The organism is Desulfonatronospira sp. (assembly GCA_003563255.1).
GTDB lineage: Bacteria > Desulfobacterota > Desulfovibrionia > Desulfovibrionales > Desulfonatronovibrionaceae > Desulfonatronospira.
The window spans coordinates 1-5,148 of record PWSL01000504.1 but is presented as its reverse complement, the minus strand read 5'-3'; the positions used below and the strand labels follow the sequence as shown (position 1 = coordinate 5,148).

Sequence of the window (5,148 nt, the reverse complement as noted above, 5' to 3'; positions counted from 1 at the left end):
GGAGTAAGTTTTTTCGCCGCGAAGCGGCTGATGCCTTTTCCTTGCGGGTTCTTATTCCCGCAAGGAAAAAACATGCTTCTTCAATCTCTTTTATCTGTGTCAATCTGTGTGATCTGTGGGCAAAAAAACTCTTTGCTTATCTGGGTTGCGGGCAAAGCCCGCGTTAGTTTTAAAAGAATTCAAATATTACTTGCTTTTTGCAAAACATGTGTATACATAACTCTTTAGCGCTTTTTATGAAGGCAGGGGAAAGACACTGAGGAATCCCTTTTGAACATGGTTTGGTGCTCAAAACGCCTTATTATCTGAGACTAGTGAGTCCCGGAAGAGCCGGTCCCCATGCTACAGGCAAAGCGCTGAACATATACGTGAAAACCAGAAAAGTCTTAAGTCGAGAGTGCCTGCATTCTTCCCAAAGCGAATCCCGCCGGGTATCCAGCATTCCGTACCACTGAACCGTAAGCTTTATAGCGCCTGTACCGAAAGAGTGCATCGGTGCAGATTTTAATTATTTTTTTACCAAGGACAATTGTAATGTTTTTTTCAAAGTTTGAATTTGACCCCAGGATCCAGGCCGGAATTAAGGCCTGCGGATACAAAGAACCTACTGCAATCCAGGAGCAGGCCATACCATTCGGTCTGCAGGGCAGGGATATCATGGGCCTGGCCCAGACCGGCACCGGGAAAACCGCTGCCTTTGTGCTGCCCGCCTTGCAAAGGCTTTTGCAGGGCAAGCGCGGTAGACCCCGGGTGCTGGTTCTTTCACCCACCCGTGAACTGGCGGAACAGACCCATGATTTTTTTGTAGCGCTGGGGCGCAAGACCGGACTCAGGTGCGTATCGGTCTACGGTGGGGTAAGTAAGGCCGGACAGGTACACAAACTGCGCTCGGGAGCAGAGATAGTGGCAGCCTGTCCTGGACGTCTCCTGGATATTGCGGGGGACGGGGCAGTGGATCTATCCTGGGTTGAGACCCTTGTCCTGGATGAATGCGACCGTATGCTGGATATGGGCTTTATGCCGGATATCCGCAGCATCATGAAGTTATTGCCTGCTAAACGTCAGAACATGCTTTTTTCAGCCACCATGCCTGCTGATATCCGTACTCTGGCCGATGAGATCCTTGAGGATCCGGTCCGGGTGCAGGTAAACCATGAAAGGGCCTTAGACAGCATCAGTCAGTGCCTCTACCCGGTAAAGCGCAGGCCCAAGGCGGAAATGCTCATTGATCTGCTGAGGGAGAAACAGGACGGGGCCACCCTGGTTTTCACCAGGACCAAGCACATGGCCACCAGGATCGCCAGACGCCTGAGCCAGGCCGGATTCAGGGCCAGGGATCTGCAGGGGAATATGTCCCAGAACAACCGTCAAAGGGTCATGAAAGACTTCAAGAGGGGCAGCTTCAATATCCTGGTGGCCACGGACATCGCCTCCAGGGGCATTGACGTGGCCGGAATCGGCCATGTAGTCAACTTTGACATGCCGGATACCGCTGAAAGCTATACCCACCGCATAGGGCGTACCGGCAGGGCGGATTCCTCCGGTGACGCATCGACTTTCGTGGAGCCCAAGGACTTCGGTCTTATCCGGGCCATAGAAAGGCTTCAGTCCCAGAAGCTGCAGAGAAAAAGCATTTAATCCGCATTAATAACAAACCAGCCAAGCTCTCCGGCACGGGCAACAGCCATGCAGCTGACAGTTCTGGCAGACAACAACACCTTCATTAGCCGGTACTTTCTGGCTGAACCGGCCCTGTCCCTTTTTATTCAGGTACAGGGCCGAACAATCCTTCTGGACTGCGGTTTCAGCGATGTCTTTTTGCGCAATGCAGGGACTGCCGGCCTGGACCTGCTGCAACTGGACACAATAGCCTTGTCCCACGGACATCTGGACCATACCTGGGGCATGACAGAGCTGGTGCGCATGTATGCCCGGGCGGCCCTGGAAGGCCGGCCGCACAAGAGGCCACAGGTGCTGGCCCACCCCAGGACCTTTGAAAGCGTAATGGACGAGCGGGGAGTGGACCAGGGCAGTATGCTGTCTAAGGACAAGGTTGAGCAGCATTTTCCCCTGAAACTCTCCACTACGCCGGTTTATATCACCCCGGGCCTGGTCTGGCTGGGTGAAATCCCCCGCATTACCTTCTTTGAATCCCGCAAAGCACTGGGCTGGAAAACCGACGACTTCAGACCGGATTATGTCCCGGATGATACCGCCCTGGCATACATCTCCCCTGAAGGACTGGTGATAGTCACGGGTTGCTCCCACTCCGGGATATGCAATATCGTGCACCATGCCCGCAAGGTAACCGGAGAGGACCGGGTGGTGGATATAATAGGCGGGCTGCATCTGCAGTCGCCGGATGAGGAGCAGCTGGCCGGGACCATTGACTTTCTCAAGACACTTAATCTGACAGGCCTGCACGCCTGTCACTGCACTGACTTTTATTCCCGCACCGCCCTGGCTGCGGACCTGCCCCTGAGAGCCACCGGCTGCGGCATGCAGCTCAACTACCCCTGACTCCCTGGCTGCTTCATTTTTTGCTTCTTTACAGTATCCAGACCCATGTATAACATTGGCCTGCCGAGCATACGCATTATAAGAAAGACCGCGGCTGCGGTAAAAAAGGAGGTCCTGAATGGAATATGTAAGATGGGCGGGACTGCAGGTGGCTGAGCCTCTGTCGGAACTGGTGGAAAACGTGATTACTCCGGGGACAGGCATCAGTTCCCTGCAGTTCTGGAAGGCCCTGCAGGAGATTGTCCAGGATCTGGGACCGCGCAACCAGGCTCTGCTGGACAGACGCCGGGAGTTGCAGGACTCCATAGACCAGTGGCACCTGCAAAGGCGCGGCCTGGAACATCCCGGCCAGGAGTACAAAAAGTTTCTCTACGATATAGGATATCTTCTGCCTGAAGGGGAAGACTTCATCATTTCCACCACCGGGGTGGACCCTGAGATTGCCTCCATTGCCGGGCCGCAGCTTGTGGTGCCGGTCAATAACGCCCGCTACGCCATAAATGCCTGCAACGCCCGCTGGGGAAGCCTGTACGATGCTTTGTACGGCACAGACGTCATTCCGGATATCCAGGGGGCACAAAGAGGGCAGGACTACAACCCGGTGCGCGGGGAAATGGTAGTCAAATCCGCTGCCGGGTTCCTGGACCGGGCAGCTCCTCTGGAGGAAGGATCCTACAGCCAGGCCGTGGGTTTTGAGCTGCAGGATTCCCCCCGGGGAAAAGCCCTCATGGTCCGCCAGCAGGACAACAGCACTTCCGGGCTTGCCAATGCGGAGCAGTTTGCCGGTTATGCCGGTAAGGACAGGCTTGAGTGCATTCTTCTGAAAAATAACGGCCTGCATATAGAGATACTTATAGACCCGGACGATCCTGTGGGAGGCAGGCACCCGGCCGGGGTGAAGGATGTGGTCCTGGAGTCTGCAGTGACTACCATCCTGGACTGCGAGGATTCAGTGGCTGCAGTGGATCCCGAGGACAAAACCCTGGTTTACAGCAATCTTCTGGGGCTTTTTAAGGGTGAACTGGAGACGGTCTTTAATAAAAACGACCAGTTGATCAAACGCGAAATGCATCCCGACAGAAGCTACGTTTCACCTGACGGGCAGAGTTTTTGCCTGCCAGGCAGAAGTCTGATGCTGGTGCGCACCGTCGGGCACCTGATGACCACTGATGCGGTCCTGGACGGCCAGGGGCGCGAAATTTTCGAGGGTATCCTGGACACCATGATTACCGCTCTGGCCGGTATGCACGACCTGCAGGGCCAGGGGCGCTTTCGCAATAGCCGCAGCAGCAGCCTGTACATAGTCAAGCCCAAGATGCACGGCCCGGAAGAGGTGCAGTTCACCTGTGAGCTTTTTTCCAGGGTGGAGGATGCCCTGGGCCTGCCCCGCAATACCCTGAAGGTGGGGGTAATGGACGAGGAGCGCCGGACCACCCTGAACCTCAAGGAATGTATTCGGGCCGCCAGAGATAGAATTATCTTCATCAATACAGGTTTTCTGGACCGCACCGGTGACGAGATCCATACCAGCATGGAGGCCGGGGCCATGGTGCGCAAGGGAGACATGAAAAAAGAACCCTGGATAACTGCATACGAAGACTGGAATGTGGATACAGGCCTGGCCTGCGGGTTTCGGGGCCGGGCCCAGATCGGGAAAGGCATGTGGCCCAAACCGGCGGAGATGCGCGAGATGGTCCTGAACAAACTTGCCCATCCCCTGGCCGGGGCAAATTGTGCCTGGGTGCCTTCTCCCACTGCCGCCACCCTGCACGCCACGCATTATCATCAGGTGGATGTGTACGCCCGCCAGGCTGAATTTGAAGGACAGCGCCGGGCAAAACTGGACGACCTGCTGAACATCCCGGTTTTAAAGGACAAAATGCCTTCGTTTGAAGAAATTCGTCAGGAACTGGAGATAAACGCCCAGAGCATCCTGGGTTATGTAGTGCGCTGGGTGGAGCAGGGCATAGGCTGCTCCACTGTGCCGGATATAAGTGACACAGGACTCATGGAAGACAGGGCCACCCTGCGTATATCCAGCCAGCACATGGCCAACTGGCTGCATCATGGTCTGTGCACCAGAGAAGAGGTTATGCAGATCCTGAAGCGCATGGCAGGGGTTGTGGACCGCCAGAACTCCAGCGATCTGCTGTACAGACCCATGACTAGAAACCTGGATTCCAGTCCAGCCTTTCAGGCGGCCTGTGATCTGGTGTTTGAGGGGCGCAGTCAGCCCAACGGCTATACCGAACCAGTTCTGCACTCCAGGCGCAGGCAGGCCAAAGACTAAAGATGGCCGTATTGGCAACTTGCTCCTGAAACCCTGTCATAAAAAAACAAGAAAATCTTGAAAAAATCTCCAGGGTACTGGAAAATCTATTCACCTGACACATTGACTTTTGGAAGATTTGAAACGATAATTAACCCGACAACGACACATAATTGTGCCTGTCTCTGGTATGATGCACCTGCAAAAAGTCGGAGAATGAAAAATTTAGATATCAAAAATCTACATAACTCTTTGATTTTAATGACATCTGACATCTGATCTCTGATCTCTGATCTCTGATCTCTGATCTCTGATCTCTGATCTCTGATCTCTGATCTCTGATCTCTGATCTCTGATCT

General features: G+C 54.3%; 3 protein-coding genes. All 3 read left to right on the top strand.

The annotated features are described in order from the left end of the window. Window positions 1-534 precede the first annotated feature (534 nt). The 3 genes from QZP87_RS14755 (at window position 535) to QZP87_RS14745 (ending at window position 4,810) form a co-directional block, all read left to right on the top strand. Window positions 535-1,638 carry a DEAD/DEAH box helicase gene (locus QZP87_RS14755; protein ID WP_291323688.1) on the top strand — a complete coding sequence of 368 codons (1,104 nt, stop codon included), beginning with the start codon at window positions 535-537 and terminating at the stop codon, window positions 1,636-1,638. 48 nt (window positions 1,639-1,686) lie between these two features. Next, window positions 1,687-2,520, top strand: coding sequence for an MBL fold metallo-hydrolase (locus tag QZP87_RS14750; protein WP_291323687.1), 834 nt, complete (start codon window positions 1,687-1,689; stop codon window positions 2,518-2,520). A gap of 118 nt (window positions 2,521-2,638) precedes the next feature. After that, window positions 2,639-4,810: a malate synthase G gene (locus QZP87_RS14745; protein ID WP_291323686.1), complete on the top strand. Its 2,172-nt coding sequence runs from the start codon at window positions 2,639-2,641 to the stop codon at window positions 4,808-4,810. Window positions 4,811-5,148: the final 338 nt, after the last annotated feature.